We start from the raw sequence: 24,413 nt of genomic DNA, 5'->3' as shown, positions 1-24,413 counted from the left end.
ATGACGCAGACGGCACCCCATGCGGTGGTCATCGGTGCGGGCGTGGCGGGGCTGGCCACCGCCGCCCTGCTGGGCAGGGAGGGCTGGCGGGTCACCGTCTGCGAGCGCACCGACGCCCCCGGCGGGCGCATGGGCGAGCTCTCCGTCGACGGCTTCCGCTTCGAGACCGGCCCGAGCTGGTACCTCATGCCCGAGGTCTTCGAGCGCTTCTTCGCCCACTTCGGCACCAGCCCGGACGCCGAGTACGGCCTCGAGCGCCTCGACCCGGCCTACCGCGTCTACTCCTCGAACGGGCGCAGCCTGGACGTGCGCACCGGCCATGCCGTCGAGCTCTTCGATTCCGTCGACCCCGGCTCCGGGGCCCGGCTGCGCGCCTACCTCGACCAGGCGGCCGAGATCTACCGGATCGCCGAGGAGAAGTTCCTCTACACCACCTTCGCCCGGCCCGCCGACCTGGTGGACGCCGAGGTGCTGCGCCGCCTGCCGGAGCTGGCCCGGCTGCTGACCGAACCGCTGGCCAGCAAGGCCGCGCGCGTCACGCGCGACCCGCTGCTGCGCCAGGTCCTCGAGTACCCGGCGGTCTTCCTGGCCTCCCGCCCCGAGCGCATCCCCTCGCTGTACCACCTGATGAGCCACGCGGACCTCACCGCCGGGGTCGTCTACCCGCGCGGCGGATTCGCGGCGCTGGGCCGGGCGATGGTGCGCGTCGCCGAGGCTCGGGGCGTGCGGATCCGCACCGGCTGCGAGGTCACCGCGATCACCTCGACCGCCGGGCGCGCCGACGGGGTGCGCCTGGCCGACGGCTCGCGGATCGCCGCCGACGCCGTGATCAGCTGCGCTGACCTGCACCACACGGAGAACTCCCTGCTCCCGCGCGGAAAGCGCAGCTACCCGGAGCGCAGGTGGGCACGGCGCGACCCGGGCCCCGGCGTGGTGCTCGTGCTACTCGGCGTGCGCGGCGAGCTTCCGGGCCTGCTGCACCACACCCTCTTCTTCGACGCTGACTGGCGCGCGGACTTCGACGCCGTCTTCTCCGGGCCCGACGGGCGCCGCGACCTGCCGGCGGCGCGCTCGATGTACGTCTGCCGGGCCAGCGCCTCCGACCCGACGCTCGCCCCGGCCGGCTGCGAGAACCTCTTCATGCTGGTGCCCACCCCGGCCGACCCGGCGATCGGCCACGGCGACGCCTACGGTGCGGCCGAGTCGCCCACGGTGCGTGCGATTGCCGACGCCGCAGTGGCCCGGCTCGGCGCCCGCCTCGGCGTGGGTGACCTGGCCGGACGGGTGGTGGTGCGCCGCACGATCGGGCCGGCCGACTTCGCCGGGCGGTACCATGCGTGGCGCGGCTCGGCGCTGGGCCTGGCCCACACGTTGGGGCAGTCGGCGTTCCTGCGGGGGAGGAACGTCTCGGACAAGCTCGACGAGCTCTACTACGCGGGCGCGACCACGCTGCCCGGCGTCGGGGTTCCGATGTGCCTGATCTCCGCGGAGAATGTGCTGACCCGCATGCGCGAGCGCGGGGAGCGGGGCTTCGGCGGTCGCCCGGAGTAGGGGGCCGGGGCGCCCGGGGTGGGCGTGCGCCCCGGGGGTGGGGCGCCGCGCCGGGCGCTCGTGGGCGGTGTCAACTGTGGTGCGCACGAGATAAATCAGGCCATACTGATTCTCTGTTAGTATCAAATTATGAGCCCGGCTAGACCCCGAAAACAGCCCGCCTACCTGTGCATCGCAGACGAGGTGAGGTCCTGGATCGAGTCCGGTCAGTACGCCCCGGGCGAGCGGCTGCCGCACGAGCGCGCCATGGTCGAGCAGTTCGGCGTCGCGCGCATGACTGTGCGCCACGCTCTCGAGATCCTGGAGAACGAGGGGCTGATCGACCGGCGCCGTGGCCGCACCGGCGGCACCTTCGTCGCCCTGCGGCGGGAGCCCTAGCCCCGGCGGCAGCCTCGGCCCTTCACCTGCGACAGCACCCTCGCCTCCCACCTGCGATGTCCCCTCGGGGCCTCGCGACCGCGCCTGCAGTTTCCGCTTGGAGTCTCGCCACCTCACCTGCAGTTTTTCCTCGCCGTCCGCAGCGTCCCCTCCGCACCCAGCAAGGCCCCGCATAGCAAGGGCTCTTTTTGACCCAGCAAGGCCTCTGCTTGCTGGGTAGGGCCTTGCTGGGTCGAACATAGCTTTCTCGGGGGAGCGCCGTCGCACCTGGCGCAGCGGGGCCTTCGTCGGGCGGAACGCGGTCCCGCAGGTCGCAGTGTGACCGCCGGGGGACAGGTCGCAGCGTGACCGCCGGGGAGTCGAATGGCCGGGTCCCGAGGTGGGGAAGACCACTCATTGCTAAAATCCGGCTTATGTCGAACGCCACCCGCACCTGGACGTCCCGCCGTACCGGCGAGACGTACCCGGTCATCGAGCAGTTCGACCGCCGGCACCTGTGCGTGATGGTCGTCGGGATCAGCCTGGCCGGCGTGCTCGTCGTCGCCGCGAAGCGCACCCGGGGGATGAAGGCGAACAAGATCGCCCGGCAGCTCACCGCGCTGGTGCTCGGGGTGCTCAGCGTGACCTACCTGGCCGTGATCCTGCGTCGCGAGAACTTCGTCGCCGACGAGCTGGCACCCTTCCACGTCTCCGACTGGCTGCGCCTGATCGCTCCGGTCGCCCTGGGCACCGGCCAGGAGCACCTGACCGCGATCACCTACTACTGGGGCTTCCTGCTCAACCCGATGGCGCTGCTGACCCCCGACGCCGCGTGGGTGATGGACCGGCGCATCCAGGAGAGCGCCTACTGGCTCTTCCACTGGGCCGCCCTGATCATCCCCGCCGTGCTCACCTTCGGCTACGGCTTCCGGCCCACCTGGTCCGGCTACCGCTTCACCATGGCGTTCAGCGTGGTCTGGATGGCCGTCGCCGGGGCCGCCAACGTGCGCACCGGCGGCAACTACGGCTTCCTCGCGCGCAAGCCGCGGGGCCGTTCCATCATCGACATCTTCGGTCCGTGGCCCTACTACATCGGCGTCGAGTTTCTGCTCGTCGCGGTCGCGTGGGCCGGCATGACCTGGATCTGGGAGCGGCGCCCGGCCGGCGGGCTCAGCCGCCGCGGTCTCATGCGGCGCGCCTGAGCGGCGCCGTTGTTTTGTCGCCGATCGTCCAGCTCTATGCCGCCCGGTTTCCGGGGAGCCGCCCGAGGGCGTCGCGGATGACGTCGATGGCCGGGTAGCTTCCGTCGGAGCGTGCTGCGAGGTGCTCCTTACAGATGCGGACCAGGGGGACGCCCGTGTTCCGGATGTCCTTCTCCCGTCGGAGTTCGTCGTGGATCGCCCGGGCGGTCGGAATGCCGTACGCGCCGTGGTACTTGTCGTCGCCGTCGTACTCGACCCCGAGGACACCTTGAAGGCGCAGGTCAAGGTAACGCGGACCCATCGCGGTCATGACCTTAGACTGCAGCTCTATCTCCTCGGGGGCGACCAGACCCGACTCGACGATGATCGCCCGCAGCCGGGATTCGGCCGGCGAACCTGCGCCTTCACGGGCGAGGTCCACCGCGCGGTGCACGATCGACTTGTTCGGGTACCGGGCTGAGGTGAGCACCGCTTCGTTGAGTCGCCGGCGCGACCAGCTGGGGTCGTTGAGCACGAAGTCCATGGCCACGACACCGGCTATGGCCCCGTGGTAGCGGGCGATGTCCCGCAGGGTGCGTCCGACCGTGGTGAGTCGGACGCCTTTGACCACCACGACCTCGTGGTCCTCGAGGTGCGCCTGCCGGACGATGAGGTTTCTGCCTCGGCGATGTGTCGTGCTCGGCGGATGCCGCTTGCCGTACGTGATCTCGTGGGCGAACCGGAGATCGAGCACCGGGATGCCCCAGAAGACGGCCGCGGAGTTTCCGCACAGGGCGGCGCGGTCGAGAGTCAGCCCGAGTGCAGTCGCGTCGAGCGCGTTCCTGGTCCAGCGAGGCGATGAACGGTAGTGCTCGGCGTCCACCGCGATCTCGGGGCGGAGGCGGATAAGAGATCCGTCCCTGAGTGCCGCCCGCAGCTCAGAGTCCGAGGCTCGTTGCCGGCGGAGGTCGATCATTCCTTTGGTAGTCGTCAGGTGTGGTTTCATACCTGGGACTCTGGCAGGCAGGCAGGGAGCCCGTCGGGTACGGGGAGAGCGCTGTGGATGACCGGGCCGCGAGGATATGCGGTGACCCCTACCTGTGGAAGAAGCCGGGTGAGGAGTCGGTGGGGACGCTAGGGTTGAGAGTTTGGCAGTTGAACGGATGCGGTCCGAGGCTGGTCCACCGCGGCTTCACTGCGGTGGATCTGGCGGATCGACTGGGTCGCGGCCACCCCGAGCAGCCGCGAATCCAGCAAGGCCCCGTATAGCAAGGAGCGGCCTTGCTGGGTTCAGCAGAGCGCTTGCTATACGGGGCCTTGCTAGGTAGGCGACGGGAGAAGACAGCGGTGGCCGGGGAGCGCGCCTGAGCGGGGCCGTTCAGCCTCCCCGGCCGACCCCGCGACCGGGGAGCGGGCCCCGAGCCCCGCCCCCGCGGACCTCCGCCGGTTACTCCCCGGCGGCCTCGGCGTCCACCTTGCGCAGGCGCAGCGTGCGCACCATGCGGTCGCGGTTCTCCGCCAGCAGGCGGTGCAGGCCGCCCGAGGTCTCGGCCAGCAGCGCGTCGGCGCGGCCCAGGTGCTCCTCGGTGACATCCCAGCGCGGGTAGAGCTCGAGGAGGGTGCGCTGGGCCATCTCGGGGGAGAACTCGTTCCAGATGCGCGGCGCGATCCGGAAGTACTCCTCGTTGAACTGCTGCAGCAGCTCACCGGGGTCGGCCCAGGTAAGCCCCTCGGTGGTGTGCCGGATGCCCAGGTTGGACAGCTCACCGGAGACGGCGGCGTCCCAGGCGGTGCGCTTGGCCTCGGCCGTGGGGATGGCGGCGCGGGCGCGCACCGCGGACATCGTGCCCGAGGCGGAGCGGTCCGCCGCGGCCAGCTCGGAGATCGCGGCCTCGGCGGACTCGGCGTCCTCGTACCGGCTGTGCGCGATCAGCGCGGTCAGCGCCAGCCAGCGCAGGTCCGCGTCAACGGTCAGGGCGCCGACGGTGGCACCCGGCTCGGCTGCCACAAGCTTGAGCAGGTAGGCCACCGCGGCGTCGGAGAGCGGCGCCCGGGTCAGCTCCTGGGCGAAGATGAGCGCGGCGTCAGGGTCCTCGCCGCGCGCGCCGGCGATGAGGGCGTCGCACAGCAGGTCGCGGCCCTCGGCCTCGGCCCAGGCGGGGTCGGCGTAGCGGTGCACGGCCGTGGTGGCCTGCGCGAGCACGCGCTCGACCACCGACAGCTGCGTCTCGGCGCCGACGGCCGAGGTGACCAGGCGGGCGAACTCGCGGGCCGGCATCTCGCCGGCGCGGGTCTCCTCCCAGGCGGCCGACCAGCACAGGGTGCGCGCCATCGGCGACTCGATGTCGCCGATGTGCTCGACGACGAAGGCACGCGAGGCCTCGTCGAGGCCCATCAGGCAGTAGGTCAGATCGTCGTCGTTGACCAGCACCAGGTCCGCGGCCTTCTCACCGACCAGCTCGGCCACCTCGGTGCGCTCGCCGGTGACGTCGACCTCGACGCGGCTGCGGCGGGTGACCTTGCCGTCCGCACCCAGGTCGTAGAGGCCCACGGCGATGCGGTGGGTGCGCAGCGTCTCGCCGGACTGGACCACCGCGAAGGCGGAGTAGGTGCCGTCGTCCGTCTCGAACTCGGGGGCCAGGCGGGAGATGCCGGTGGTCTTGAGCCACTGGCCGGCCCAGTCGGACAGGTCGCGCCCGGAGGCCTTCTCCAGCGAGTCGAGGAGATCCTCAAAGGTTGCGTTGTCCCACTGGTGGGCGGCGAAATGACGACGCACGCCCGCGAAGAAGTTCTCGCGACCCACGTAGGCCTGCAGCTGCTTGAGCACGCTGGCGCCCTTGGCGTAGGTGATGCCGTCGAAGTTCTGGTCGACGGTCTCGATGTCCGAGGCGTCCGTGGAGATCGGGTGCGTGGTCGGCAGCTGGTCCTGCTGGTAGGCCCAGGCCTTCTCGACGGCCGCGAAGGTCACCCACGCGGTGTCGTACTCCGTCTCCTCCGACTGCGACATCGCCGAGGACCAGGTGGCGAAGGACTCGTTGAGCCACAGGTCGTTCCACCAGCGCATGGTCACCAGGTCGCCGAACCACATGTGCGCCAGCTCGTGCAGGATCGTGTCCGCGCGGCGCTCGTAGCGGTAGTGGGTGGACTTCGAGGTGAACACGTACTCGTCGCGGATGGTCACACACCCGGCGTTCTCCATCGCGCCGGCGTTGAATTCGGGGACGAAGACCTGGTCGTACTTGCCGTAGGGGTAGGCGTAGCCGAAGTTGCGGTGGTAGTAGTCGAAGCCCTGCTTCGTCTCGCGGAAGAGCTTGTCCGCGTCGACGTGCGCGGCGATCGAGGCGCGCGCGTAGATGCCCAGCGGCACCACCAGCTCGGTGTCCTCGCCCGGCTGGCCCTCCGGGGTCTCCGGGTGGTGGGTCAGGTGTCCGCGCCACTCGTCGGTGACCGCGACGTAGGGGCCCGCGCACACGGCGATCAGGTAGCTCGACAGCGGGTAGTCCACCTTCGAGCGGTGCACGGCCACGCCGGTGTCCTCGCGGGCCTCGGTGACCTGCTTCGCGTTGGCGATCACGGTCCAGCCCAGCGGGGTGGAGATGGTGAAGTCCCAGGTGGCCTTGAGGTCGGGCTGGTCGAAGCAGGCCATCATCCGCTTCGCGTCGGCGGTCTCGAACTGGGTGTAGAGGTAGGTCTGCCCGTCGGCCGGGTCGGTGAAGCGGTGCAGGCCCTCGCCGGTGCGCGAGTAGAGGCAGCGCGCGGTGACCTTCAGGGTGTGCTCGCCGGCGCTCAGTCCCGTCAGGGCCAGGCCCTTCTCCTCGTCGTAGGCGCCGTCGCGGAAGGAGACCGCCTCGGCGGTGATCTCCGCGGCGTCGAGTAGCACCTCGTCGACGCGGGCGGCGCGCAGGTCGATGAACGTGTCGCCGGGCTCGTCGACGGTGAAGCGCACGGTCGTCGTCGAGCCGAACTCCGCGTCGCCCTCGGCGGCGCGGCGCAGGTCCAGATCGACGTCGTAGTGGTTGACGGTGAGCATCCGCGCGCGGGACTCGGCCTCGGCGCGGGTGAGGTTGGTGGAGGTCATGGCATACACGGTAGTCACCGGCGGGGGCGCGCACGGGCCGTGGGCGCGGGAGTGCGGTTAGGCTGGCCCGCGAAGTCACCCGACAGAGAGGAATCACCCCATGACCCAGTCCGTCACCTTCTGGTTCGACGTCTCCTGCCCGTTCGCGTGGCAGACCTCCCGCTGGATGAAGGAGGTGGAGAAGGTCCGCGACATCGAGATCACCTGGCAGCCGATGAGCCTGTCCGTGCTCAACGACGGCCGCGACCTCGACCCGGAGTACATGAAGATGATGGAGGCCAATTGGGGCCCGGCCCGCGTCTTCGCCGCGGTGGCCACCGAGCATCCCGAGAAGGTCGACGAGCTCTACACCACCATGGGCGAGCTGGTGCACCCCGGTGGCCAGGGCGGCAAGAAGGGTTATGGCGCCTACAACGAGGTCATCGCCGAGGCACTGGCCAAGGTGGGCCTGTCCTCCGACTACCAGAAGGTCGCCGACACCGAGGACTGGGACGACGAGCTGCGCAAGTTCCACAACGCCGGCATCGAGTCCGTCGGCGACGAGGTGGGCACCCCGGTGATCAAGCTGGGCGAAAACGCCTTCTTCGGCCCCGTGATCACGCGTGTGCCCACCGGCGAGGAGGCCGGTGAGATTTTCGACGCCGCGGTGCGCCTGGCCCAGTACCCCTACTTCTTCGAGCTCAAGCGCTCGCGCATGGAGAACCCGCAGGTCTAGGAGGAGCGGGTTTCCGACTTTCCCCTCTGCCTGACGGGCGGGGGCGGGGCGGTAAAATATTCAGCCGAACGATGACCCGTCTCCCGGAGGATCCGTGTTCAGCACCTTCACCGTCACCCTCGTCATCGCCGTGCTCGCCGGTGGCCTGGCGTACTACAGCTGGGGTCGCTCGGCGACGCTCTCCCTGGCCGCCGGTGCGGTGTGTGTGGGTGTCTCCCTGATCGCGCTGCTGATGGCCGTGTTCATCAGCCTGGCGTGGTTCATGAAGCTGGTGCCGCTGGTGCTCCTGGCCGGCGGGGTGTGGCTGGTCTGGCGGGTGCTGGGCCGGCGCCGCGACCGGGAGGGCGCGCTGCGCTAGGCGCGGCGGCGATGGCCGTCCGACGGGGCGGCCCTGGGCGACAGGCCAGAAGCAGCAGGGGTGGCCGCGGGGGCGGAAAACAACACGGAGTCCAAAGCCGGTGTCGGGGCGGCTAGACTGCAGTGCATGCGCGTTTACCTTGGAGCAGACCACGCCGGATTCGACCTGAAGAACGCCGTGGCTGAGCACCTGAAGGCCGCCGGTCACGAGGTCATCGACTGCGGCGCCCACACCCTCGACCCCGCCGACGACTACCCCGCCTACTGCATCGAGGCGGCCAGCCGCACGGTCAACGACCCGGGCTCCCTGGGCATCGTGCTCGGCGGCTCCGGCAACGGCGAGCAGATCGCCGCGAACAAGGTTGAGGGTGCCCGCTGCGCCCTGACCTGGTCCGTCGAGACCGCCCAGCTGGCCCGCCAGCACAACAACGCCCAGCTGATGGGCATCGGCGGGCGCATGCACTCCGTCGAGGAGGCCCTCGAGATCGTCGACGCCTTTATCGGCGCCGAGTGGTCGAAGGAGGAGCGCCACCAGCGCCGCATCGACATCCTCTCCGAGTACGAGCGCACCGGGGTGGCCCCGGCGCTGCCCGGGGAGGAGTAGCCCCCGGGCCTCTGATTGGAGGCCTCCCTCTTAAGGCTCCATCTTGTTCGGGTCGCGTCCGACGCGCCCCTCCAGGCCGCGGTCGAGTGCGTCGACCGCGGCCATTTCCTCGTCCGTCAGCTCGAAGCCGAAGACGTCGATGTTGGCGCGGATGCGCTCGGGGTTCGAGGACTTCGGGAAGAGGACCCGCCCGTGCTGCAGGTGCCAGCGGATGACCGCCTGGCCGGCGCCGACGCCGTGGGCCTCGGCGACCCGGGTCACGGTCGGGTCCTCGAGCAGCGGGTACTTGCCCTGGCCGAGCGGGCCCCAGGCCTCGACGGCGATCTCGTGGTCGCGGCAGAACGCGACGTCGTCGCGGCGCTGGTAGGCCGGGTGCAGCTCGAGCTGGTCGACCACCGGCGGCACGGGGGAGTGGCGCAGCAGGTTGTCCAGGTGCTCGGGCAGGAAGTTCGACACCCCGATCGAGCGCACCAGCCCGGTCTCGCGCGCGGCGATGAAGCGGTCCCAGACCTTCAGGTAGAGGTCCTGGGCGGGGCAGGGCCAGTGGATGAGGTAGAGGTCGACGTAGTCGAGGCCGAGCTTCTCCAGCGACTCGGCCAGCGCCGCGTCCGGGTCGCCGTGGCGGTCGTTCCACAGCTTGGTGGTCACGAAGATCTCCTCGCGCGGGATGCCGCTGGCCGCGATCGCGCGGCCCACGCCCTCCTCGTTGCCGTAGAACCCGGCGGTGTCGATGTGCCGGTAGCCGGCCTGCAGCGCGAGGCCGACGACCTCCTCCGCGGTGTCGTTGTCGACCTTGTACGAGCCGAAGCCCAGCTGCGGGATCTCGTGTCCGTCGTTGAGGGTGATCGTGGGGACGTTGTCGCTCATGGGCCCAGTGTGCCAGAGGCGCCGCCGCGCGCGTGGCCGGTCGATTGACGACGTCCCGCCGCTCCCCGTCGGCGCGTCCGCGGGCGTCAGCCGAAGATGCCCATCAGCTCGTGGATGCACAGCGCGGCGAAGGCGATCAGGATGACCGACATGACGGTGTTGAGGAACCAGCCGTTGCGCCAGCGCGCGGGCACCCGGTCGGAGTTGAGCAGGATGAGCAGCGTGAGTGCGAGGAACGGCATGAACAACGCGCCGAGTGCACCGTAGGCGATGATGATCGCGGTCGGCTTGCCCAGGATGAGCAGCAGCATCGGCGGGAAGGTCAGCCAGAACAGGTAGATCCGGTAGTATTTTCCGCCCGAGTGCGTGTCGGGGTGGCCCTCGGGCAGCCCGCGCAGGTGGCCGAGGTAGTCGGCGAACATCAGGGACACGCCGTTCCACACGCCGAGCACAGAGGAGAACGCGGCGGAGAGGAATCCGACCAGGTAGATCACCGACATCGCCTTGCCGTAGCGCTCCTCGAGCACCCCGGCCAGGTCGACCAGGCCCTGGTCGGAGTCGGAGACGGCGAGGTTGGCGCTGTAGAGCATGTCGGCGCCGATGAGCAGCATCGCGATGACGAAGATGCCGGTGACGATGTAGGAGACGGTGTTGTCGAGGCGCATCACGCGCATCCAGCCGGCGCCGCCCCAGCCCTTCTCGGAGAGCCAGTAGCCGTAGGCGGCCAGCGTGATCGTGCCGCCGATCCCGCCGGCCAGCGAGAGGACGTAGACGAAGGAGCCCTCGGGCACGGTGGGCACCAGGCCGGTGATGATCTCGGGCAGGTGACGGAACGTCAGCGTCGAGATACCCACGACGGTGACGAACATGACCCCGACGAGCACGGCGATGATCTTCTCGAAGAGCCGGTAGCGCCCGATCCACATCAGGGCGAAGCCGACCAGGCCGGAGATGATCGCCCACATGGTCAGCGAGGTGCCGGGGAAGAGCGCGCTGAGCGCCAGTCCGGTGCCGGACATGCCGGCGGCGCCGTAGACGAAGCCCCAGATGATGATGTACGGCGCGAAGTACCACGTGGTCCAGCGGCCGATGGAGTGCCAGCCGTGGAAGAGGGTGTGCCCGGTCGCCAGGGTCCAGCGTCCGACGCCCTCGACCAGCACGATCTTCATCACCGTGCCGACGATGCACGCCCACAGCAGGGCGTAGCCGAAGCGCTGGCCCGCGACGAGGGTGGCCACCAGGTCGCCGGCCCCGACCGCGGTCGCCGCGGCGACCAGGCCCGGGCCGACGACGGTCCAGCTGCGCAGCGGCTTGCCGGCGGAGTCGTCCCCGACGGCGGTGGGCTGCCCCGCGCCCGCGGTGTCTGCCGGGCCCGTCCCGGTCATCTCGGTTCTGTCGTTGCTCACGGTCCTGACCTCCCTGACGGTGTTGGTTGCGGTGCGAAACAAGGCCAGCTTAACGGGTGAGGTGAATCACTTTCTGGGTTTTCGGTTGCTGAACCGGTTTAGGTATCAGCGCATGCCGGGCGGGGTAATTGCCGACGTCCCGCCGCTCCCCGTCGGCGCGCCCCACCCCGTGCAGCACGAGACCCCCGGACTGACGTCCGGGGGTCGGTGGGGAAGTGGGAGATTAAGGAGGGGTGCAGGCTAGAAGTCGAAGCCGCCGAAGTCGAAGCCCCCGCCGTCGCCGCCGAAGTCGAACCCTCCGCCGTCACCGCCGAAGAAGCCGCCGCCGTCGCCGCCCGTGTCTCCACCCATGTCGCCGCCGTCGCCTATGTCCCCGGCGTCGCCCATGTCGCCGTCGGCGCCCTCCGCGCCGTCGGCCAGGCCGTCCTCGTAACCGGAGCCGTAGCCGTCCTCGAAGGCGTGGGCGGAGTAGCCCACGCCGGACATGCCGGAGAAGAGCGCGGAGAACATCATCACCGAGCCGGCGGTCCACAGGCCGGTGGCCATGGCCGGGGCCCACCACGGGGTCGAGTACCAGCCAGCCGGAACCGGGCGGCCCGCGACCTTGCCGCCGGGGTAGTAGTTTGGGGTGTCCGCGCTCGCCTCGGGCGAGGCCGTGATCTGCTGGCCGTCGTGCTCGATGGTGCGGCGCTCGGTGACCTTGCCGGCGGCGCGCTGGCCGGCCAGCGGCGGCAGCTCGGGGCCCGCGGGCAGGCCCATGATCTCGCGGGCCGCGTTGACGTAGTGCAGGCCCTCGAGCGCGGACTCGCGGGCGAGCTGCGCCTGCTTGACCGTCTCGGCCTGTCCGATGGCGGCCGAGGCGGCGTTGTAGCGCTCGGAGGCGTCGGCCAGTGCCTGGGTGGAGGCGGTGTCGTTGCCGGAGAGCGTCAGCACCTGCGAGCCGAGGCGCTCGATCCAGCGGCGGGCGTCGGCCTGCGCGTCGGCGAAGGAGGCACGCTCGCGGCCGATCTCCTTCTTCTTGTTCGACTGCGCCCAGATGGCGATCCCGGCGCCGATGACGATGAGGAGGAGCAGAAAGGACACTGAATGACCCACTTTCGTTGGCGGGGAAGGTTCTCGTCTGCTTCAACGCGCCAGGCCCGCGGAAAGTTCCGGCCGCGGCGCATGAATCGCCCCGGGAAGTGCACCCGGGCAGCATCGGCGACTGCGCGCGCACGAACGGGGCGTTTGTCCCGTCCGCGGCCTCTGCACTAGGCTGGCTGCCACTGGGAACGTCGTATAGTGGCTAATACCTCAGCCTTCCAAGCTGAAGACGCGGGTTCGATTCCCGTCGTTCCCTCCAGTTGACCGCCCCGCCGGCCGCCCTGAGCGTCGGCGGGGCGCAGTCGTCTCCTGGCCGTTTCCCGGCCCGCCCGCCCATGGCCCGCACCTCTCCGGTAGAGTGTCTCGCTTGTCAACGTCGCCCGCCCGGGCGGCGCCGCGTCCCCCGCGGCCTGGCCCCGGCGGGCGACCCCGGTGTGGGTCGCCCGCAGACCCCGCCGGTATGCTTGGCGAACGTCGCGGGGCGTGGCGCAGCTTGGTAGCGCACCTGCTTTGGGAGCAGGGGGTCGCAGGTTCAAATCCTGTCGCCCCGACGTAAGAAACATCGAGAAGAGACTTTCGCACCGATCCAGGAGAGTGACTCCGTGAAGAGTTCCGTCGAGAAGCTGAGCGACACCCGCGTCAAGCTCACCGTCAACGTTCCGTTCGATGAGCTGAAGGGTGAGTTCGACAAGGCCTACCAGGCCATCGCCCAGCAGGTGACCATCCCGGGCTTCCGTCGTGGCAAGGCCCCGCGCCAGCTGATCGACGCCCGCTTCGGCCGTGGCCCGGTCCTCGAACAGGTCGTCAACGACATGCTGCCGTCGCGCTACGAGCAGGCCGTCAAGGAGGCCGACGTCAAGCCGATCGGCCAGCCCGAGGTCGACATCACCGAGATCGAGGACGGCGACCACGTCGAGTTCACCGCCGAGGTCGACGTCCAGCCCGAGATCGAGGTCCCGGACTTCTCCGCCCTCGAGGTCACCGTCCCGGCCCTGGAGGTCTCCGACGAGGACGTCGACGAGGCCCTCGACGAGCTGCGCGGCCGCTTCTCTGAGCTGAAGAACACCAAGCGCAAGATGAAGACCGGCGACATCGCCGTCATCGACATCAAGGCCACCGTCGACGGCGAGGAGATCCCCGAGGCCGCCGCCGAGGGCATCAACTACGAGATCGGCAAGGGCGACCTCATCGACGGCCTGGACACCGCGCTGCGCGGCATGAAGACCGACGAGGACAACGAGTTCACCACCACCTTCAAGTCCGGCAAGTACGCCGACAAGGAGGCCACGGTCAACGTCCACGTCCAGCAGTCCAAGGAGCGCAAGCTGCCGAACCTGGACGAGGAGTTCGTCCAGATGGCCTCCGAGTTCGACACCGTCGACGAGCTGCGTGACGCCACCCGCAAGCAGGTCGAGGACTCCAAGAAGACCGGCCAGGCCGCCGCCATCCGCGACGAGACCCTGAAGAAGGTCCTCGCGGAGACCGAGTTTGAGCTGCCGCAGACCGTCGTCGACGCCCAGGTCGACGCCCAGCGTCACCAGCTGCTCGGCCAGCTGGCCCACGACGAGGCCGCCCTGAACTCCGTCCTCGAGGCGCAGGGCACCACCCGCGAGAAGTTCGACGCCGAGCAGCGCGAGAACGCCGAGGAGGCCGTGCGCACCCAGCTCTTCCTCGACGCCCTCGCCGAGCAGGAGCAGCCGGAGGTCTCCCAGCAGGAGCTCACCGAGCACATCATGTTCACGGCCCAGTCCTACGGCATGGACCCGAACGAGTTCGTCCAGCAGATCAGCCAGTCCGGCCAGATCGGCAACCTGTTCGCCGACGTCCGCCGCGGCAAGGCCCTGGCCGCCGCGATCTGCCGCGTGAAGGTGACCGACGACGCCGGCAACTCCGTCGACCCCGAGGAGTACTTCGGAGAGGAGGACGAGGCGCAGAACGACGCCAAGGCCGAGTCCACCGAGACCACCGAGGCCGAGGACAAGTAACCTCCGCCTGACACGCCGCGAAGAAGGGGCCCGGGACCGCCCGGGCCCCTTTTTCCGTCCCCGACGACGCTGTCAGCGAACACGGCGGCATCCCGGGGGAGTGCGGCGGTAGCCTGGGACCCTGAATAAACGGACGAAGAAAAAGGAGAGACTGACTCTCATGAGCGAACGGACCACCATGGGCCCCGAGAACGCGGGCGCGAACCTGGGTGACTCGGTCTACGAGCGCCTCCTGCGGGAGCGCATCATCTTCCTGGGCAGCGAGGTCAACGACGAGATCGCCAACAAGCTGTGCGCGCAGATCCTCCTGCTCTCCGCGGAGGACCCGAACCGCGACATCTCGCTCTACATCAACTCGCCCGGCGGCTCCGTGACCGCCGGCATGGCCATCTACGACACGATGAAGTACTCGCCGTGTGACGTGGCCACCTACGGCATGGGTCTGGCCGCCTCGATGGGCCAGTTCCTGCTGACCGCCGGCACCCCCGGCAAGCGCTTCGCGCTGCCGCACGCGCGCATCCTGATGCACCAGCCCTCGGCCGGTGTGGGCGGCACCGCCGCGGACATCGCCATCCAGGCCGAGCAGTTCGCGCTGACCAAGAAGGAGATGGCCGAGCTGATCGCGGAGCACTCCGGTCAGTCTTACGAGCAGATCGTCAAGGACTCCGACCGTGACCGCTGGTTCACCGCCCAGGAGGCCAAGGATTACGGCCTGGTCGACCACGTCATCGAGACCGTCCAGGGCTCCGTGAGCAACTGAGCGGGAAGCAGATAGGAGAGGTAGAGAGAATGTTCAACCCGATTTCCGCCGGTGGCCTGCAGCTTCCCCAGTCGGGCCCGACCCCGGGCATGCAGATGCCGCAGTCGCGCTACGTCCTGCCGAGCTTCATCGAGCAGTCCGCCTACGGCACCAAGGAGACCAACCCCTACGCCAAGCTCTTCGAGGAGCGCATCATCTTCCTCGGCGTGCAGGTCGACGACACCTCGGCCAACGACATCATGGCGCAGCTGCTGGTCCTCGAGGGCATGGACCCGGACCGCGACATCACCATGTACATCAACTCGCCCGGCGGCTCCTTCACCGCCATGACGGCGATCTACGACACGATGCAGTACGTACGCCCCGACGTGCGCACCGTCTGCCTGGGCCAGGCGGCCTCGGCGGCGGCCGTGCTGCTGGCCGCGGGCACCAAGGGCAAGCGCGCCGCGCTGCCCAACGCCCGCGTGCTCATCCACCAGCCGGCCACCCAGGGCACCCAGGGGCAGGTCTCCGACCTGGAGATCCAGGCCGCCGAGATCGAGCGCATGCGCCGCCAGATGGAGGAGACGCTGGCCCGCCACACTGGCCGGACCCCGGAGCAGGTGCGCATCGACACCGACCGCGACAAGATCCTCACCGCCGAGGACGCCGTGGAGTACGGCATCATCGATGAGGTCTTCGGCTACCGCAAGCTGCACGACTAGTCGTCCAGCTCAGGCGGCCCCGGGGTGGGCCACCGCAGGTGGAGCCGCGCAGCTTCGGCTGCGCGGCTTTTTCCGTGCGGATCAGACCGCGCGGCTCAGGCGTCGTGCCCGTTCCCGCGGGCGGGCAGGATCGCCTCGGGGGACTCCGGCAGGATCTGGCCGCCGTCGGCGACGATGACCTGGCCGGTGATGTAGCCGGCCTCGCGGCTGGCCAGGAAGCAGGCCACCGCGCCGATGTCGCGCGGGTCGCCCAGGCGCAGCACCGGCACCGCACGCGCCATCTGCGCGTTGTACTCCTCGCCCTGCGCCTTCAGTCCCTCCGTGGCGACGTTGCCCGGGGCCACCCCGTTGACGGTGATGCCGTCGCGGGCGACCTCGAGGGCCGCGCTGCGCATGAAGCCCTGCTGGGCGGCCTTGGTCGCCCCGTAGTGCGCCCAGCCGGGGTAGCCGGTGTGCGAGCCGGTGATCGAGGTCGTGATGACCACACGTCCGTAGCCGGCGGCGCGCATGTACGGCAGCACCTCCTGGACGGTGACGAAGGCGCCGCGGACGTTGACGTCGAAGATGTGGTTCCACTGCTCGTCGGTCATGGTCTCCAGGCTGGCCTGCGGGAAGATGCCCGCGTTCGAGCACAGGATCTGGATGCCGCCGAAGGTCTCGTTGACCTCGGCGAACAGCTCGTGGACCGCCTTTCGGTCGGTGACGTCGAGGCGGCGGGCGTGCGAGCCGGTCTCCTTCGCGGTGCGTTCGGCGGCCTCGAGGTCGAGGTCGGCGATGACGACGGTGGCCCCGGCCTCGCGCAGCATCTCCACGATCGCGCGGCCGATGCCGGCGGCACCTCCGGTGACGACGGCGGTCTGGTCGGTCAGGTCGAACATGGCGGGCTCCTCGCGGTCGCCGCGGTCGACCTCCCCGGGTGGCAGGCCCGTCCCGCGGAATGATCACTCAATATCCATGCTAGCCACGCGGCGGGCGCGGTCTCCGGGAGTTCACCGGGCGGCCGCTGCAGCGTCACCGCGCGGCCACCGCGGCTTCGCACGCCTCAGGGACCCTGGCAGTTGTCTGTCCGCCGACCAGGAAGAGCCTTGTGATGACCTCCCGCCCGTCCCTCCGCACCGCCCGCACCGGCGTCGCCCTGTGCACCTCCCTGGCCACCGGCATCGCCGGTCTGGCCACGGTGACCAACGCAGCGCCGGCGCATGCCGCGGTCGTCGCCAATCCCGTCACGCATTCCGCACCGGGCGCGGCCATCGGGCTCGAGCCCGTCGGCAGCCACGAGACCGGCGTCTTCGGTGAGTCCGCCGCCGAGATCGTCGCCCACCGCCCCGACAGCCAGCGCGTCATGGTGGTCAACGCGCAGTCCGGCAAGATCGACGTCCTCGACGTCTCCGAGCCCGCCGAGCCGAAGCTGCTGCACTCCGTCGACGGGGGCGCGGGCACCACCGTCAACTCCGTGGCCGTGCGCGCCGACGGCCTGGCCGCCGCCACCGTCGAGCCGGACGACAAGACCGAGCCGGGCTCGCTGATCTTCTTCGACGCCGCCGGCGACGGCGAGGAGCTCGGCCGGGTGGGCGTCGGGTCGCTCCCGGACATGGTCACCATCACCGCCGACGGCACCAGCGCCCTGGTCGCCAACGAGGGCGAGCCGGCGGAGGACTACTCCGTCGACCCGGAGGGCTCGGTCTCCGTCGTCGCGCTGCCCGAGGGCCTCGAGGCGCCCGCGCAGTCGGACGTGCGCACCGCGGGCTTCACCGCCTTCGAGGACTCGCTGCCCGAGGGCGTGCGCATCTTCGGGCCCGAGGAGGTCGACGGCGAGGAGTACACCACCACCGTCGCGCAGAACCTCGAGCCGGAGTACATCGCTACCGTCGACGGCACCGCGTACGTCACCCTCCAGGAGAACAACGCCGTGGCCGTCGTCGACATCGCCGCCGCGCAGGTCACCGACATCCTGCCGCTGGGCACCGTCGACCACTCCCAGCCGGGCAACGGGCTGGACGCCTCGGACCGCGACGAGAAGGTCAACATCGCCAACTGGCCGGTCAAGGGCCTGGTCCAGCCGGACTCCATCGGCGCCTACCAGGCCGGCGGCACCACCTACTTCGTCACCGCCAACGAGGGCGACGCCCGCGACTGGGACGCCTACTCCGAGGAGGCCCGCGTCAAGCACCTGGGCGACCCGGACGAGACCGACTACCTCGACCGCCCGCTGCCCGGCCTGTGCGAGGGCTTCGCCGGGCTCGACGCCGAGGGCATCGAGGACCTGCAGGAGGACGAGAACCTCGGCCGCCTCAACATCACGCTCGCCGACGGCCTGAGCGGGGACGGCTCCTGCTACGAGGAGCTCTACTCCTACGGCACCCGCGGCTTCTCCGTCTACTCCGCCGACGGCACCCGCGTCTTCGACTCGGGCGCCGAGTTCGAGGAGATTCTCGCCGACGTCGCGGAGCGCTCGCCGTTGGTGTTCAACTCCAACCACGAGGAGACCGCCTTCGACGACCGCTCCGACAACAAGGGCCCGGAGCCGGAGGGGCTCACCCTCGGCGAGATCAACGGGCGCACCTACGCCTTCATCGGGCTCGAGCGCGTCGGCGGCATCTTCGTCTACGACGTCACCGACCCGGCGGGCAGCCAGTTCGTCACCTACGTCAACAACCGCGACTTCTCGGTGGACCCGGACGAGACCGGCTCCGCCGAGGGCGCCGGTGACCTCGGCCCGGAGGGCCTGGCGTTCATCGCAGCCAAGGACTCGCCCAACGGCAAGCCCATGCTGGTGGTGGGCAACGAGGTCTCCGGGACCACCACGCTCTTCGAGATCACCGGTGAGGGCGTCGAGGACGGCGACGACTCCGACGACGCGGACGACGCGGACGGCGGCGACGGTGCCGACGGCTCCGCGGACAGCTCCTCGGAGGGCGACTTCATCGCGGGCTCGGCCCTCGGCTACTCAGCCGGCACCGTCTTCGGCGTGCTGGCCGGTGTGCTCGGGCTGCTCGGCGTGCTCGGCCTGTTCGGCCAGCCGCTGCTCAACGCCATGGGTGACCGTTTCCCGCAGCTGCGCGCCCAGATCGAGCAGGCGCTACGGTAGCTCCCGCTAACGCAGGGCCGCGTCCCGGCCGGCCGCCAGCAGCGCGGCGAACTCCTCCTCCGGGACCATCGACCCGCCCGTGGACCAGGCGATGTGGGTGGCCCGGTCGAGGCGTTCCCCGTCCAGGCCGCGGGCGCGCAGGAAGTCCGCGTCGGCCTGCACCCGCCACGGGCCGGTGAGCCCGGCGGTCGCCGAGGGTTCCAGGCGCCAGCCCTCGGCGTCGTGTACGCGGGCGACCAGGCCGGTCAGCTCGGCGTCGTAGTGCGTGGCGAAGCCGTCGATGCGGCCGCCGACGACGCCGCGGACCAGGCTCGACATCCGTCCGACGGCGAGCCCGTCGGCGTCGGTGCGCCCGTCCAGGCCGATCTCGGCGACGCTGATCTTCTCGCGCAGGCCCGAGCGCTCGCCGAGGAAGACCGCCGGTGCGGCCACCGGTTCGTGCAGGACGCAGCACACGTCCGCTCCGAAGGTGCGGTAGAGCCCGTAGGCGATCCCGCCCGGGGCCCCGCCGACCCCGCAGGGCAGGTGCACCACGAGCGGGTGCTCGCGGTCGACGGGGATCTCGAGTGCGCGCAGCTGGCCGGCCAGCCGCCCGGCGGCCACGGCGTAGCCGGCGAAGAGCGAGAGCGAGGCCTCGTCGTCGACGAAGTGGGTGTCTTGTTGGTCTGCTGCCTGCTGGCGCCCGGCGGCCACGGCCGCGGAGAAGTCGCCGGCGTGCTCGACGACCTCGGCGCCGCGCTCGCGCAACAGCTTTTTCTTCCACCCCTTCGCGTCGCGGGACATGTGCACCACCGCGCGCAGGCCGAGCGCGGCGCCGACCAGCCCGATGGACAGGCCCAGGTTGCCTGTCGAGCCGACGGCGATTGTGTGCCCGGCCAGCGCCTTCTTGCCCGCGGGCATGCCGGCGTCCGAGGCGTCCAGGCCCGCGGCCTGGAGCACCTCCTCGGCGTACTCGAGCACCTCGTGGATGCCGCCGCGAGACTTCACCGACCCGGAGACCGGCAGCAGGTCGTCGCGCTTGACCCAGAGCCGGCCGCGCAGCGGTGCACCCAGGTCGTCCTCGAGCGCGGCCTGCAGCGCGGGCGCGCACACCAGCGGCGACTCGAGGACGCCGCCGGTGGGCGCGGAGTCCGGGAAGGTCCGCGAGAACCAGCCGGCGAAGCGGGAGAAGCGGGCGCGCGCCCGGGCGATCCGGGCGTCGAGGGCGGCGTCGCCGGCCCAGCCCGGGGCCAGGGGCTGCGCGCGCAGCCAGGAGGTGGCCTCGGCGGCGGCGAGCCGGGCGATGACGGGGTCCATGCCCGCCATTGTGCCGGGATCAAGCCGGGTCCGGCGCACACCCGTCGTCTGAGACGAAGCATCAGCCCGCCGTGTCCGCTACACTGCGGTGACTCCCGTGTCCCGGATACCGCAGGCCTGCCGCCGAGGCCAGGAAGGACCATCTGATGCCGAGTTCGACGGCGCTGTTCGACCCCGGCCCGGGTGAGCCCCACCTCGGGCCCTTCACCCCGAGGCCGCTCGCCGACCTGCTGCCCGCAGGCCGGGGCCGCCGGGTCGTGCTGATCGACGGCCGCGGTGGCGCCGGGAAATCCACCCTGGCGGCAGCTCTCGCGGACGAGGCGACCCGCTCCGGCCGTCCGGCGGCGGTCGTGGCCACCGACGACCTCGCCTGGCATCACTCGCGCTTCGGGTGGCACGACCTGCTGGTCACGCACATCATCGAACCGTTGCTCGCCGGCGACGCGGTGAACTACCGGCCGCCCGGCTGGGTCGCCGAGGGGCGTGGGGGATCGGTGCAGGTGCCCGCGGGACCCCGGTTGCTCATCGTCGAGGGCACCGGTGCGCTGACGGACGCGATCGCGCCGCTGGCGGACTTCAGCGTCTGGGTCACCGGCGACGTCGAGGAGCAGCGTCGCCGCGGTATCGCCCGCGAGGTCGACGCGGGCGTACGCGATCAGGACGCGGCCACCCGCTTCTGGGACGACTGGCAGACCGAGGAGCGCCCGTTCCTCGCGTCCCGGTGCCCCTGGGATCTCGCCGACCTCGCGGTGCTCGGCACCGTGGGCGAGACCCGCCCGCCGGCGGGCGGGGTGCTCGCCGCGGACGGAACCCGCGGCCGGCCCCGCGGCTAGCCGGCTGGACGGCTAGACGCGCGCCCCCGCGTGCGCCCGCACCCGTCCGAGAAACTCCGCGTGCACGGTCTCGTCCCCGGTCAGCTCGGGGTGGAAGGACACCCCGGTCACCGCGCCCGGGCGCACGCCGACCACGCGCCGGCGCCCCTCGGCGTCGACAAGCACCGAGCAGGCCTCGACGCCGTCGCCGAGGCGGATGACCTCGGGCGCACGGATGAAGGCCGCGGTCACGCTCGCCGCGCCGCCGCCGGCCGGCGTCCAGGGCAGCTCCGCCTCGGCGGAGTCGACCTGGGGGCCGAAGGCGTTGCGGCGCACGGTGACGTCGAGGAGTCCCAGGACCTGTTGGCCAGCGGCCGGGTCCCCGACCTCGGCGGAGAGCAGGATCAGACCCGCGCAGGTGCCCAGCACCGGAAGTCCCTCGCGCACGGCGGCGATCAGCGGCTCGCGCAGCCCGAAGATGCGCGTCAGCCGGTCGATCGTGGTCGACTCCCCGCCGGGCAGCACCAGGCCGTCCAGCCCCTCGAGGTCACCGGGCCGGCGCACCAGGCGCACCGTGGCGCCCAGCTTCTCCAGGAGCTCGGCGTGCTCGGCGACGCCGCCCTGCAGGGCGAGCACACCGACGGTCGGCGCGGCCTCCGCGCGACTCACCAGCCGCGCTCTGCCAGGCGGTGCGGGGCGGGCAGGTCGGCGACGTTGATGCCGACCATGGCCTCGCCCAGGCCGCGGGAGACCTCGGCGATGACGTCCGGGTCTTCGTAGGCGGCGGTGGCCTTGACGATCGCGGCGGCGCGCTGGGCCGGGTTGCCGGACTTGAAGATGCCGGAGCCGACGAAGACGCCGTCGGCGCCGAGCTGCATCATCATCGCGGCGTCGGCCGGGGTGGCGATGCCGCCGGCGGTGAAGAGCACCACGGGCAGCTTGCCGGCCTGGGCGACCTCGCGGACCAGGTCGTAGGGGGCGGCCAGCTCCTTGGCGCGCACGTAGAGCTCGTCCTCGCTGGCGCCGGCCAGCTGCGCGATCTCCTTGTTGATGGTGCGGATGTGCTTGGTGGCCTCGGAGACGTCGCCGGTGCCGGCCTCACCCTTGGAGCGGATCATCGCGGCACCCTCGGCGATGCGGCGCAGCGCCTCACCGAGGTTCGTCGCGCCGCAGACGAAGGGCACGGTGAACTTCTGCTTGTCGATGTGGTTGACGTAGTCGGCGGGGGAGAGGACCTCGGACTCGTCGATGTAGTCCACCTTGAGCGACTGCAGGACCTGTGCCTCGACGAAGTGGCCGATGCGTGCCTTGGCCATCACGGGGATGGACACGGCGTCGATGATGCCGTCGATCAGGTCCGGGTCGGACATGCGGGCCACGCCGCCCTGGGCGCGGATGTCGGCGGGGACGCGCTCGAGGGCCATGACGGCTACGGCGCCGGCGTCCTCGGCGATCTTCGCCTGCTCCGGGGTGACCACGTCCATGATCACGCCGCCCTTGAGCATGTCGGCCAGGCCGCGCTTGACCAGCGGCGAGCCCTGGGTGGTGCCAGTTACATCGTTGTTATCAGACATGAGGACCATTCTGCGCCCGCGGGGTGGTCCACTGAGAAGTCCAAAAACAAACCAGAAAAATAGACCACACGCCGGGTTTAATTTCCGACGCCGCGTGGGTCGCCGTCGCGTGCGCCCGGTACCGTCGCAGGTATGTCGCTCTTCTACCCCGCATCCGCCCTGGAACGGGTGCCCCGCGACGTCCGGGACGACACGGCGCTGGCCCTGGCCGTCGACCGGGTGGTCCGGGAGCTGTGCGCGCTGGAGCCGTTCCTCCCCGAGCAGGTGCGCGTGCTCTTCATCCTCGGTGACAACACCCTGGCTGCGGCCGTGCGCGGCGAGGCGCGCCGGCTGGTCGAGGCGGGCATGCCCGTGGACGTCTGCGGCGCCGTGGCCGGTGAATGCCACGGTTTCCCGCCGGTCACCGCGGAGGGCTGGACCGAGGTCGGGGCGCGCGTGCTGGATTCCGAGCCCGTCGCGGTGGGCTACCGCCTGATCGTGGAGAACCTCGGACCCGGCCCGCTCAGCCCGGTGCAGGCCGACCTCTTCGACGACGCGCGCAGCCAGCGCACCCGGGTGCTCTCGGTGGGCACGCCCGCCGGCGTCGATCCGCACGAGGCTTCCGTGCCCGCGCCGGTGATGGTGCACAAGCGCGGTTTCGGCGAGCCGGATGAGGCTTCCGTGCCCGCGCCGGTGATGGTGCACAAGCGCGGTTTCGGCGAGCCGGATGAGCCGATGGCCCACGGCGTCCTGGACCGCCACGTCACGGCCACGGTCACGCTCGCGGCGGGCCTCCGCACCGCCGTGCACGTGCTCTCCCCGTACTGCGGCCAGGTGGTCGCGACCGCCGACTCCGGCCTCCCGCCCGGCCGGTGCCCCGGCGACACGGTGTTCCACTACCGGCGGGTGGCCGCCGGCGACGCCCAGCTGGAGCGCCCGCTCGACCTGCCGTCGGTGCCGCAGACCCTCGAGCGGCGGGCCGTGGTGGCCGTGGCCGACACCGGGGCGCCCGGCCGGCTGCGGGCGCGCGCCGCGCTGTCCGCGGGGGCGGCCCGGGTGCTCTGCCCCGAGGACGTCGAGGGCGCCGAGCCGCTGGGGCCGGCCCCGCAGGCCGCCCCGGTGACCGTGCGCGGCGACGAGATCCGTACGGCGCACGGCGGGATCCTGCTCGAGCACGGGGAGCCCTCGGTCCGCACCTTCCGGGACGCGCTCGAGCGTGCCGACGCCGAGGACGCGGTCGTCGTCGTGCCCGGCCGGCGCGCGATCGTCGCCCTGCCCGGCGGGCGCGGCTCGGTCATCGACGCCGGCGTGCCCTGGGGCGAGCTGCCCGGCGGGCGCGACGTGCTCGCCGGCCTCGTCGCCGCGCGCGTGGCCGCCCACGACCCCGGCTACGACGACTACCTGGACGCCTACCCGCGCCTGCGGGACCACCTGGGGCGGGCCGGCGAGCTGCGCGGGCCGTACGCCCGGCCGGTGCTGGAGGCCGTGGGCCTCTACCAGCTGGCGGCGGGCCTGGCCGCCGACGGGCTGCCCACCACCGCCGGCGCCGTCGTCGACCACGTGCGCGCCGCGTGGCGGATCGCACGGGCCGGCGCCGGAGACCGCGGGGCACGGTACTGAGATGACCGCCGATCCCGCGCTCCCGGCGGGCACGCTGCCGGGCCGCATCGTCGAGGAGGTCCGCGCCCGCATCGCCGCCGGCTCCCTGCGTCCGGGTGACCGCCTGGACTCCACCCGCGTGGCCGCCGCGCGCCACGGCGTCTCGCGCGGCACGGTCGTGGCCGCCTACGAGCAGCTCACCGGCGAGGGCTACCTGGTGACCTCGCGCTCGGGCACGCGCGTCAACCCGCGCTTGCCGGACCTCTCGCTCACCCCGGTCCCCGGCGCCGCGCCGCGGGACGCCGCCGCGGACCCGCAGCCCGTCGCGGACCCCGCGCACGACGGGGACGACTTCTCCGCGGGCGCCCCGCCGTCCGGTCGCCGCACCGGCGCCGCGGCGCCGCTGCTGCTGACCCC

22 protein-coding genes and 2 tRNA genes are annotated in these 24,413 nt (G+C 71.2%); 15 read left to right on the top strand and 9 right to left on the bottom strand.

Features of this window, described 5'->3' with window-relative positions:
* The 3 genes from crtI (at position 1) to QQA02_RS07570 (ending at position 3,110) form a co-directional block, all read left to right on the top strand.
* The gene (crtI, locus tag QQA02_RS07580) at positions 1–1,551 is read left to right on the top strand and encodes a phytoene desaturase family protein (RefSeq protein WP_284773598.1); all 1,551 of its coding nucleotides are present in this window, start codon (positions 1–3) and stop codon (positions 1,549–1,551) included.
* A gap of 129 nt (positions 1,552–1,680) precedes the next feature.
* Entirely contained in the window at positions 1,681–1,929 is a 249-nt protein-coding gene (locus QQA02_RS07575; protein ID WP_336620399.1) for a GntR family transcriptional regulator, read from the top strand.
* 413 nt (positions 1,930–2,342) lie between these two features.
* Positions 2,343–3,110 (top strand): YwaF family protein, encoded by a 768-nt coding sequence (locus tag QQA02_RS07570; RefSeq protein WP_284773597.1) that lies wholly within the window; start codon positions 2,343–2,345, stop codon positions 3,108–3,110.
* 34 nt (positions 3,111–3,144) lie between these two features.
* On the opposite strand, the gene QQA02_RS07565 is transcribed toward QQA02_RS07570, so the two are convergent.
* Positions 3,145–4,095 (bottom strand): hypothetical protein, encoded by a 951-nt coding sequence (locus QQA02_RS07565; RefSeq protein ID WP_284773596.1) that lies wholly within the window; start codon positions 4,093–4,095, stop codon positions 3,145–3,147.
* A 441-nt stretch (positions 4,096–4,536) separates the two neighbouring features.
* On the bottom strand, positions 4,537–7,167 hold the full coding sequence (gene pepN / locus QQA02_RS07560) for an aminopeptidase N (protein WP_284863943.1): 2,631 nt from the start codon (positions 7,165–7,167) through the stop codon (positions 4,537–4,539).
* A 100-nt stretch (positions 7,168–7,267) separates the two neighbouring features.
* Here pepN and QQA02_RS07555 point away from each other — a divergent pair, with 100 nt between their 5' ends.
* The 3 genes from QQA02_RS07555 to QQA02_RS07545 all read left to right on the top strand — a co-directional run bounded on the left by QQA02_RS07555 (position 7,268) and on the right by QQA02_RS07545 (position 8,843).
* Entirely contained in the window at positions 7,268–7,882 is a 615-nt protein-coding gene (locus tag QQA02_RS07555) for a mycothiol-dependent nitroreductase Rv2466c family protein (protein ID WP_284773594.1), read from the top strand.
* A 94-nt stretch (positions 7,883–7,976) separates the two neighbouring features.
* The gene (locus tag QQA02_RS07550; RefSeq protein WP_284773593.1) at positions 7,977–8,240 is read left to right on the top strand and encodes a hypothetical protein; all 264 of its coding nucleotides are present in this window, start codon (positions 7,977–7,979) and stop codon (positions 8,238–8,240) included.
* 126 nt (positions 8,241–8,366) lie between these two features.
* Positions 8,367–8,843: a ribose-5-phosphate isomerase gene (locus tag QQA02_RS07545; RefSeq protein WP_284863941.1), complete on the top strand. Its 477-nt coding sequence runs from the start codon at positions 8,367–8,369 to the stop codon at positions 8,841–8,843.
* Positions 8,844–8,873: 30 nt separating this feature from the next.
* On the opposite strand, the gene QQA02_RS07540 is transcribed toward QQA02_RS07545, so the two are convergent.
* The 3 genes from QQA02_RS07540 to QQA02_RS07530 form a co-directional block, all read right to left on the bottom strand.
* The gene (locus QQA02_RS07540; RefSeq protein ID WP_284863939.1) at positions 8,874–9,710 is read right to left on the bottom strand and encodes an aldo/keto reductase; all 837 of its coding nucleotides are present in this window, start codon (positions 9,708–9,710) and stop codon (positions 8,874–8,876) included.
* Between the two features lie 86 nt (positions 9,711–9,796).
* The gene (locus QQA02_RS07535; RefSeq protein WP_284863937.1) at positions 9,797–11,116 is read right to left on the bottom strand and encodes an Nramp family divalent metal transporter; all 1,320 of its coding nucleotides are present in this window, start codon (positions 11,114–11,116) and stop codon (positions 9,797–9,799) included.
* 240 nt (positions 11,117–11,356) lie between these two features.
* Positions 11,357–12,199, bottom strand: a complete 843-nt coding sequence (locus QQA02_RS07530; RefSeq protein ID WP_284863935.1) for a DUF1542 domain-containing protein — start codon at positions 12,197–12,199, stop codon at positions 11,357–11,359.
* Between the two features lie 184 nt (positions 12,200–12,383).
* Between QQA02_RS07530 and QQA02_RS07525 the strand changes: the two genes are divergently transcribed.
* The 5 genes from QQA02_RS07525 (at position 12,384) to QQA02_RS07505 (ending at position 15,648) form a co-directional block, all read left to right on the top strand.
* Positions 12,384–12,458: transfer RNA gene (locus tag QQA02_RS07525), tRNA-Gly, on the top strand.
* 218 nt (positions 12,459–12,676) lie between these two features.
* A tRNA-Pro gene (locus QQA02_RS07520) sits at positions 12,677–12,750 on the top strand.
* Positions 12,751–12,801: 51 nt separating this feature from the next.
* Complete coding sequence (gene tig / locus QQA02_RS07515; protein ID WP_284863933.1) at positions 12,802–14,184, top strand: trigger factor; 1,383 nt, start codon at positions 12,802–12,804, stop codon at positions 14,182–14,184.
* Between the two features lie 121 nt (positions 14,185–14,305).
* Positions 14,306–14,944 carry an ATP-dependent Clp protease proteolytic subunit gene (locus tag QQA02_RS07510; protein ID WP_284863985.1) on the top strand — a complete coding sequence of 213 codons (639 nt, stop codon included), beginning with the start codon at positions 14,306–14,308 and terminating at the stop codon, positions 14,942–14,944.
* Positions 14,945–14,973: 29 nt separating this feature from the next.
* Entirely contained in the window at positions 14,974–15,648 is a 675-nt protein-coding gene (locus QQA02_RS07505) for an ATP-dependent Clp protease proteolytic subunit (protein ID WP_423777744.1), read from the top strand.
* Positions 15,649–15,743: 95 nt separating this feature from the next.
* Here the strand turns inward: QQA02_RS07505 and fabG are convergent, their stop codons facing one another.
* Complete coding sequence (gene fabG / locus QQA02_RS07500) at positions 15,744–16,526, bottom strand: 3-oxoacyl-ACP reductase FabG (RefSeq protein ID WP_284863932.1); 783 nt, start codon at positions 16,524–16,526, stop codon at positions 15,744–15,746.
* Between the two features lie 212 nt (positions 16,527–16,738).
* Here fabG and QQA02_RS07495 point away from each other — a divergent pair, with 212 nt between their 5' ends.
* Positions 16,739–18,736, top strand: a complete 1,998-nt coding sequence (locus tag QQA02_RS07495) for a choice-of-anchor I family protein (protein WP_284863930.1) — start codon at positions 16,739–16,741, stop codon at positions 18,734–18,736.
* A 6-nt stretch (positions 18,737–18,742) separates the two neighbouring features.
* Here the strand turns inward: QQA02_RS07495 and dsdA are convergent, their stop codons facing one another.
* The gene (gene dsdA / locus QQA02_RS07490) at positions 18,743–20,032 is read right to left on the bottom strand and encodes a D-serine ammonia-lyase (protein ID WP_284773585.1); all 1,290 of its coding nucleotides are present in this window, start codon (positions 20,030–20,032) and stop codon (positions 18,743–18,745) included.
* 146 nt (positions 20,033–20,178) lie between these two features.
* Between dsdA and QQA02_RS07485 the strand changes: the two genes are divergently transcribed.
* Positions 20,179–20,865, top strand: a complete 687-nt coding sequence (locus QQA02_RS07485; RefSeq protein WP_284863928.1) for a uridine kinase family protein — start codon at positions 20,179–20,181, stop codon at positions 20,863–20,865.
* Positions 20,866–20,877: 12 nt separating this feature from the next.
* Here QQA02_RS07485 and pdxT read toward each other — a convergent pair whose 3' ends face one another.
* Both pdxT and pdxS read right to left on the bottom strand, forming a co-directional pair.
* A complete protein-coding gene (gene pdxT, locus QQA02_RS07480) occupies positions 20,878–21,513 on the bottom strand; it encodes a pyridoxal 5'-phosphate synthase glutaminase subunit PdxT (RefSeq protein ID WP_284773583.1) in 636 nt (211 codons plus the stop codon).
* Positions 21,510–22,418: a pyridoxal 5'-phosphate synthase lyase subunit PdxS gene (gene pdxS, locus QQA02_RS07475; RefSeq protein ID WP_284863926.1), complete on the bottom strand. Its 909-nt coding sequence runs from the start codon at positions 22,416–22,418 to the stop codon at positions 21,510–21,512. The genes pdxT and pdxS overlap by 4 nt, the downstream gene beginning before the upstream one ends.
* A gap of 132 nt (positions 22,419–22,550) precedes the next feature.
* Between pdxS and QQA02_RS07470 the strand changes: the two genes are divergently transcribed.
* Both QQA02_RS07470 and QQA02_RS07465 read left to right on the top strand, forming a co-directional pair.
* The gene (locus QQA02_RS07470; protein ID WP_284863924.1) at positions 22,551–24,017 is read left to right on the top strand and encodes a hypothetical protein; all 1,467 of its coding nucleotides are present in this window, start codon (positions 22,551–22,553) and stop codon (positions 24,015–24,017) included.
* A gap of 1 nt (position 24,018) precedes the next feature.
* The coding region (locus QQA02_RS07465) for a GntR family transcriptional regulator (protein ID WP_284863922.1) at positions 24,019–24,413 on the top strand (395 nt) is incomplete at its 3' end.

Origin of the sequence: Corynebacterium sp. MSK006, from assembly GCF_030232385.1 — a bacterium.
GTDB lineage: Bacteria > Actinomycetota > Actinomycetes > Mycobacteriales > Mycobacteriaceae > Corynebacterium > Corynebacterium frankenforstense_A.
Note: the sequence above shows the minus strand (reverse complement) of the source record. Positions and strands in the feature narration are given on the sequence as shown.

Excerpts from the sequence above, each read along its gene's own strand:
- QQA02_RS07565 (WP_284773596.1), bottom strand. The coding sequence starts at position 4,095 with ATGAAACCACACCTGACGACTACCAAAGGAATGATCGACCTCCGCCGG.
- QQA02_RS07505 (WP_423777744.1), top strand. The coding sequence starts at position 14,974 with ATGTTCAACCCGATTTCCGCCGGTGGCCTGCAGCTTCCCCAGTCGGGC.
- pepN (WP_284863943.1), bottom strand. The coding sequence starts at position 7,167 with ATGACCTCCACCAACCTCACCCGCGCCGAGGCCGAGTCCCGCGCGCGG.
- QQA02_RS07485 (WP_284863928.1), top strand. The coding sequence starts at position 20,179 with ATGCCGAGTTCGACGGCGCTGTTCGACCCCGGCCCGGGTGAGCCCCAC.
- QQA02_RS07470 (WP_284863924.1), top strand. The coding sequence starts at position 22,551 with ATGTCGCTCTTCTACCCCGCATCCGCCCTGGAACGGGTGCCCCGCGAC.
- QQA02_RS07540 (WP_284863939.1), bottom strand. The coding sequence starts at position 9,710 with ATGAGCGACAACGTCCCCACGATCACCCTCAACGACGGACACGAGATC.
- pdxS (WP_284863926.1), bottom strand. The coding sequence starts at position 22,418 with ATGTCTGATAACAACGATGTAACTGGCACCACCCAGGGCTCGCCGCTG.
- QQA02_RS07570 (WP_284773597.1), top strand. The coding sequence starts at position 2,343 with ATGTCGAACGCCACCCGCACCTGGACGTCCCGCCGTACCGGCGAGACG.
- QQA02_RS07555 (WP_284773594.1), top strand. The coding sequence starts at position 7,268 with ATGACCCAGTCCGTCACCTTCTGGTTCGACGTCTCCTGCCCGTTCGCG.
- dsdA (WP_284773585.1), bottom strand. The coding sequence starts at position 20,032 with ATGGACCCCGTCATCGCCCGGCTCGCCGCCGCCGAGGCCACCTCCTGG.
- fabG (WP_284863932.1), bottom strand. The coding sequence starts at position 16,526 with ATGTTCGACCTGACCGACCAGACCGCCGTCGTCACCGGAGGTGCCGCC.
- QQA02_RS07575 (WP_336620399.1), top strand. The coding sequence starts at position 1,681 with ATGAGCCCGGCTAGACCCCGAAAACAGCCCGCCTACCTGTGCATCGCA.
- QQA02_RS07495 (WP_284863930.1), top strand. The coding sequence starts at position 16,739 with ATGACCTCCCGCCCGTCCCTCCGCACCGCCCGCACCGGCGTCGCCCTG.
- QQA02_RS07545 (WP_284863941.1), top strand. The coding sequence starts at position 8,367 with ATGCGCGTTTACCTTGGAGCAGACCACGCCGGATTCGACCTGAAGAAC.
- crtI (WP_284773598.1), top strand. The coding sequence starts at position 1 with ATGACGCAGACGGCACCCCATGCGGTGGTCATCGGTGCGGGCGTGGCG.